The sequence below is a fragment of the Paraburkholderia sp. RL17-373-BIF-A genome (genome assembly GCF_046030175.1).
GTDB lineage: Bacteria > Pseudomonadota > Gammaproteobacteria > Burkholderiales > Burkholderiaceae > Paraburkholderia.
This window is the reverse complement of the sequence record NZ_JARESO010000138.1, coordinates 1-5,874: the sequence shown is the minus strand read 5'-3', so window position 1 is coordinate 5,874 and position 5,874 is coordinate 1. Positions and strand designations below refer to the sequence as shown.

Below are 5,874 nucleotides of genomic sequence, written 5' to 3'. Positions count from 1 at the left end.
TTACCTGTCAGATCCGGTCTAGACTAATACACATGTTGAGGGAGGGGATGTCAATAACCGAGATGCATCCAGACAGACTTCGTTTGAGAAACTGTCAGAAGCGTCTCCAAGCACTTGTCCCGTCCCGTGCCCGACTGTTTGAAGCCGCCCCAAGGCTGAGTCATGTCGCCGTGATCGTAGCAATTCACCCAGATCACACCCGCTTGAATGTTACGTGCCATCTTGTGCGCCATCGAAAGATCGGATGTCCACACGCCGGCCGCAAGCCCAAACGTGGAATCGTTCGCGATCGCGACTGCCTCATCGATTGTAGAAAAGGGTATGACAACACCGACCGGTCCGAAAATCTCCTCTCGGGCAATGCGCATGCGATTGTTGACCCCCGTAAGCAGGGTCGGCTCGACATACGCACCCTCATCGAAGCCACGGGGCATCCGTCCGCCTAAAACGACTTGCGCACCCTCCTGAACACCGATTCGAACATAGTCAAGGATCTTCTGCTGATGGCAGTGACTTGCTTGTGGGCCCATTGTCGTCTTCGGATCGAGGGGATCCCCGAGGCGTACACGCTCGTGTACGCGCGCCTTGAATCGCTCCACAAAGTCCTTCTCGATGGATGCATCGACTAATATACGCGAGCCGGCGCTACATACTTCTCCCTTGTTCACATAGATACCGCTGATTGCATAATCGACCGCCACATCGAGGTCCGGCACGCTGCTCGTAATTATGTGCGGAGATTTACCGCCAGTCTCTACGGTTACGCGCTTGAGATTCGACTGACCTGCGTAGACCATCATCAACTTTCCTACGTCGGTCGAGCCGGTGAAGCTGATCTTATCCACATCCATGTGTAGCGCCAACGCCTTGCCGGCCGTGCTTCCTGTTCCGTGTACGACGTTGAACACGCCTTCCGGCCCCCCCGCTTCGATAAAAAGCTGAGCGAGCAAAGTCGCCGATAGAGGCGAGAGCTCCGCGGGCTTTAGCACAACTGAATTGCCCACAGCAAGCGCTGGCGCGACCTTCCACGCATTCATGAGCAGTGGATAATTCCAAGGGGTAATGCACGCCACCACGCCAAGTGGCTCGCGGACTATGTAATGAAACGCATCCGCCGCAGTGCTGGTTATCGTGCCTTCGATCTTGTCGATTGTCTCGCCGAAGTACTGAAAAGTTAGCGCGGCAGCAGGCACGTCGCCAGACAGCATGTCGGTCACCGGCTTGCCGACGTCCATTGAGTCGAGCAGTGAGAATTCCAGTGCATGATCCTCAATCAACTTGGCGAAGCGGTACAGCACCTCCATACGTGACCGCGGCTCCCGCCTCGACCATGCGCCAGACCTGAAGGCGCGCCGCGCCGAGATCACTGCGCGATTGACATCCTCAATGGTGCCGGCGGGCACGGTTGCTGCGACCTTCCCAGTTGCAGGATTCGTCGACTCGAATCGCTCCCCCGATGCGCTCTCCAGCAACTCGCCATCGATTAACATGCGAGTCTCTGGTTTCATCACTGCGGCATGGCGGCGGAAGTCTTCCGCTGTGAACGTCTTTGCCTGTTCAGTCCTCATACTGTGCCCCTACAGATCTAGGACGACATTTACGCCGGCGCGCGGCACCGAGCAGCACAACAGAATCTCCGATTCTTTGCGCGGAGCCACGGTGTCCTCGAGATAATCGACGCTTCCCTCAAGGATTGGGGTTGCACATGACCCGCAAATGCCGGAGCGACAGCCGAACTTTGGCGCGAAGCCAAGGGACTCGGCGAACTCAAGCAGGGTGCCGCATTCGCTTGACCATTCGGCACACGTGTCTGCCTTCTGAAAGCAGATAGTGACCGCGTCACCCGTCTCTTCAGTTCGTCGAGCGTATACCTTTGATTGACTCTTCGGACCGAGTATTGTCGACGGACCGAACGACTCGTAAAAGATCCGATCGCTTGATACGCCTATTGTAGTGAGTCCATCATAGAGGGACTTCATGAATCCGGAAGGGCCGCACAGATAAAATTCGTAGTCGCCGAACGGAAGCAGTTTCTCAATCGTGTCGATGCTCACCTGCCCATGTGTATGATAGCTCGTACCGACTACATCGCTATCAGCAGGCCGACTGAAGCAGAAGTGTACCTTAAAACAGGGATGGATCTTTGCAAGCGCCGCGATCTGCTTGCCGAAAGCAAGCGCCTTCCCGCTGTGCGCGCCGTGGATAAAGTACACGGGACGAAAAGCGCCTGTACGCTCACCCTCTGACACGATATGTTCGACCATGGCAATCATTGGCGTTATACCGACTCCGCCAGAAATCAGCACAACAGGACGATCACCCGATTGAGTCAGCACGTACTTACCGCGCGGAGCCATCGCTTCGATGCGGAGACCAGGTTTGGCATTGGCATGCAGGAAGCGCGATACCAATGCATCACCTTCATGCAACCTGACACTGAGCCGGTAGTGATCAACATTGCTCGCGGTAGAAAGCGTATAGGTCCGCGTTGCCGGCGCCTGTCCAGGGATCTCTACGCGGATCGGCAAGAACTGGCCCGGCCGCCATGAATAAAGCGGCTTGCCGTCGACGCGTCGCAAGTAGAACGAGGTGATTACCTCGCTTTCCTGCTCTACCTTGACTACCTCCAGTTCGACGTACTTATTGCGCTCGCTCTCTAATGCGACAGACTCTGAAAGCGTGGAGGAGATTTCGCGTTTCCGGGAATCAGGCGCCCGAACTGCAGCGTTTAAGTCGCCTGGCATGCCAACGACTGCTGCCGCAGTCAGCTTCTGGAAATGACCAACCAGATGCTCCGCGTCAGTGAGAAATCGACCGCGCGCGGGAATGCCCGCGCGTAGTCCGCGTTGCACGGAGTCGGTCAGCGCATCATCTTCCGCGCCAACTTGTCGATTGAACTCGATCAGCCCTTCGGCAAACTCTTTAGTAACGCCCGGGCCAAAGTACTGTTCGGAGAATCCATTGCAGCCCCCAGGTCCGTTCGGCCGCCATACGTCGATCGACAGGTTTGGAAATCCAGGATTGACGTTGATCGTCATGTTGGGAAACAACAAATGGTACTGCGCCTGGCTCACTTCGTCGCACAAGTTCATGGTCTTTACCCGGCGATCGTCCTCAACTGCCGGTTTCCGCGCGTGGCCAATCTGGCTCAGGAGCATCCCGTGGATACCGAGGTTGTAGTTTTCCGGCCGCACGTCAATCGCCGCACTGAAGCTCGGGTGAGCTACTGCGCAGTGATAGCATTCAAGGTAGTTCTCTAACATGGTTTTCCAGTTGGAGTGCGACTCCCAATCAACGCGCGAGTGGAGTTCTAGGCTGCGGAGGTCAATGCCGCTTTCAGCAATGAGATCGAGCAACGCACTGTATTGCTGTGCCAATGGGATCGCTTCGCAATCTAAATTAACAAACACCCAGGGGCCAAGCGCATCAACCTTCAGCGGCAGCAACGGGTACTCGTCGAGACAAAATCCGGATTCGGTTGCTGTGCGGGGCGCGCCTTTTAGACAGCCGGACAGATCATAAGCCCAAGCGTGGTAGCCGCATTGCATCATCTTGGCATTGCCTCGACCTTTCATCACCTCATGGCGACGATGGCGACACACATTAACAAGAGCGGTGAGGCCGATTTCATTGCGGACCACGACGACCGGCACGTCGCCGACGTACCCAGTAATGTAGTCGCCAACGGTTTCGAGCTCATTTAGCGGACCGATATAGCTCCACGTTTTGCGGAAAATCTGGTGAAGCTCTCGATCGGCGATTGCAGGATCGGTGTACCATTGCGACGGTAGTGTATCGCCGCGCTCAAGCGCAGCGAGCAGAGTGCCATAGCTTTCGGTGGACTGACTCATGCTGTTCTCCTGATTTGATCACTGATTCTTTGGTTCCATGACCGCATTTAGATCCTTCTGTAGCAGAAAAGCAGAGCAGATCAGCATGACGGTCCCCGCAGTCAATAGCGTGTATAAAAAGCCGATTTCCTCAGACACAACCGATGCCAACGCGTTTGCCGCCATCATCCCGATTGAATAGGCAATATTGTAGACGGCGTAAACTGCTGCATAACAGGCAATGCCTAATCGATCGACGGCATTGCCAAGTTCTGCCGACGCTGGATTCAGAGTGAAGGCAAAAGAGACACTGAGCAGACAAAGTGCCGCAGATGCAAGGATCACATCGGGCGCGAATCCGACAGTCGCTAGGAAGATGGCCATAGCAACAGCACCTCCACCGACGACACGCTTAATCGGCAGCCGCCGTGATGTCCAGCTCACGAGCGGAGCGCTCGCTCCGTAGGCGAGCGTGGCGATCGTGAATGTAAGTCCAACGGTCACAGGCGTCGCACCGAGTTGCGTGAGTCGCTGCGGCATAAGCGGTTCAACGATTCCCCAGCCGAAGGCTGCCAACATCACGGCTATCGCAGGAACCAAGATCGCGCCCCGGGAAAACAGCATTCGAAGAGGAATGCTCGCAAGCATAGCGGGCCGATCTCTTGGTAACAGCGAAAAGCACAAGACCACATCCAGCGCGAGCAACACTCCTGTGACCTCGAAAGGGAGCGAATATCCACCAAGTTCGAACATGAGACCACCGAGCAACGGTCCGACGATCGAACCTGCTGTGCCCCCCCCGAGCGCGTAGCCCATCATCTCGACTCGCTTCGTACGATAGCGTTCTGCGACCAGTGCCAAGCCGGCCGTCCATGTTCCCGCCGAGGCCGCACCCAGCAGCCCCCGCGCAAGCATGTGCAGCGGATAATTGGGTGCCCACCAAAAAAGCAGAGTGCCGCACGCCGAAAGCAAGACACCGATCATCATCAGTCGGCGGTGGCCCAAGCGGTCGCCGACGTATCCGAACAGGAGCGTCGCGGAGAGTACGCCCACAGCATAGCTACCATAAACCTGCGCCATGTTGGATTCGCTCATTGTCCCAATTGGCGTGTGCGATATTAGAGGAACGACCAAGCCGTAAATCAAATAGTCGATGAACAGGGCGTATGTGACTACGCCCATAATCCTCCATTTCTTCACGGATGCCCTCGTCGCGAAAAAGCGGGACCGGTTTATATGCGTGCGAGCAGGTTCTGCGTGCCGATCACGCCCGCTCCAGCTTAAACAGCTTGCTTGCGCTGTCTTCGTCAAGACGCCGTAGTGGCGGCTGCAAACCATCCGGCTCGTTGCGTCCGATGACAATACATTTGGGCCACTTCATCCCACCTCCCTATGCAGATCTGAACATCAAATGGCTTTGTTTCGCAGCGCGCGTCGGTTTCGACTGCGGTCATGACGCGTTGCAAGCCGTCCCCGATCGTCTTTGCACTAGGTTCGCCGTCGCCTTTACGGGCCAGAAATGCGCCACACTGCGCAACCAAACGAAACCCCTTCGTTCAACCTCGGCGGCCGTGGCGGTCGGCGCTTTTTCATCAAGAGATACGCGCCGTGAAGCTCGCCGCGATCGACGAACGTCCAGCGCGTGCCCCCTTTGATGTCGTGACGCGCCTTCGTGGTTGCAGCGGCCTAGACTAAAATTCGACACCGGTCGGTCTCTCGTGCTGTTACGCGTTGCCGCGCAGGACCTAGTCTCAAACGGCGATGTGCAATAGCGAACGGCAAGGAGTCCACCATGACTCAGAAACAGACGCCCACTTGTGCCGAGCTCGGCATGCTTGAGCTGGCGCAGCAATTGGCAATGTGTGCCATGCCCCGCGGTGGCCACGAAAATCCGGACAGGATTGATGGCCGGCCGCGACCGTGATGACACGATCCCAACTGACTGCATGTAGTAAGCCATCACCGGACTAATTATGCCCCATTCCTCCTAGAAGAGGATATTTGGCCTATTCTGCTAAATCTAGGCAGCCCTAGCGCCAAAAAC

At 56.4% G+C, this 5,874-nt stretch carries 4 protein-coding genes and 1 pseudogene; 1 reads left to right on the top strand and 4 read right to left on the bottom strand.

Going from position 1 to position 5,874, the window contains the following annotated elements:
- Window positions 1–50: 50 nt before the first annotated feature.
- From P0D80_RS48255 to P0D80_RS48240, 4 genes and pseudogenes are all read right to left on the bottom strand, one after another.
- Complete coding sequence (locus tag P0D80_RS48255; RefSeq protein WP_408295357.1) at window positions 51–1,568, bottom strand: aldehyde dehydrogenase family protein; 1,518 nt, start codon at window positions 1,566–1,568, stop codon at window positions 51–53.
- A 9-nt stretch (window positions 1,569–1,577) separates the two neighbouring features.
- Window positions 1,578–3,851 carry an SRPBCC family protein gene (locus P0D80_RS48250; RefSeq protein WP_408295354.1) on the bottom strand — a complete coding sequence of 758 codons (2,274 nt, stop codon included), beginning with the start codon at window positions 3,849–3,851 and terminating at the stop codon, window positions 1,578–1,580.
- 18 nt (window positions 3,852–3,869) lie between these two features.
- Window positions 3,870–5,030 (bottom strand): MFS transporter, encoded by a 1,161-nt coding sequence (locus tag P0D80_RS48245; RefSeq protein WP_408295351.1) that lies wholly within the window; start codon window positions 5,028–5,030, stop codon window positions 3,870–3,872.
- Between the two features lie 236 nt (window positions 5,031–5,266).
- Window positions 5,267–5,462: pseudogene (locus P0D80_RS48240) on the bottom strand (IS4 family transposase); the annotation flags it as partial.
- A 160-nt stretch (window positions 5,463–5,622) separates the two neighbouring features.
- Between P0D80_RS48240 and P0D80_RS48235 the strand changes: the two are divergent.
- Window positions 5,623–5,754, top strand: a complete 132-nt coding sequence (locus tag P0D80_RS48235; protein ID WP_408295348.1) for a hypothetical protein — start codon at window positions 5,623–5,625, stop codon at window positions 5,752–5,754.
- The last annotated feature ends 120 nt before the right edge of the window (window positions 5,755–5,874 follow it).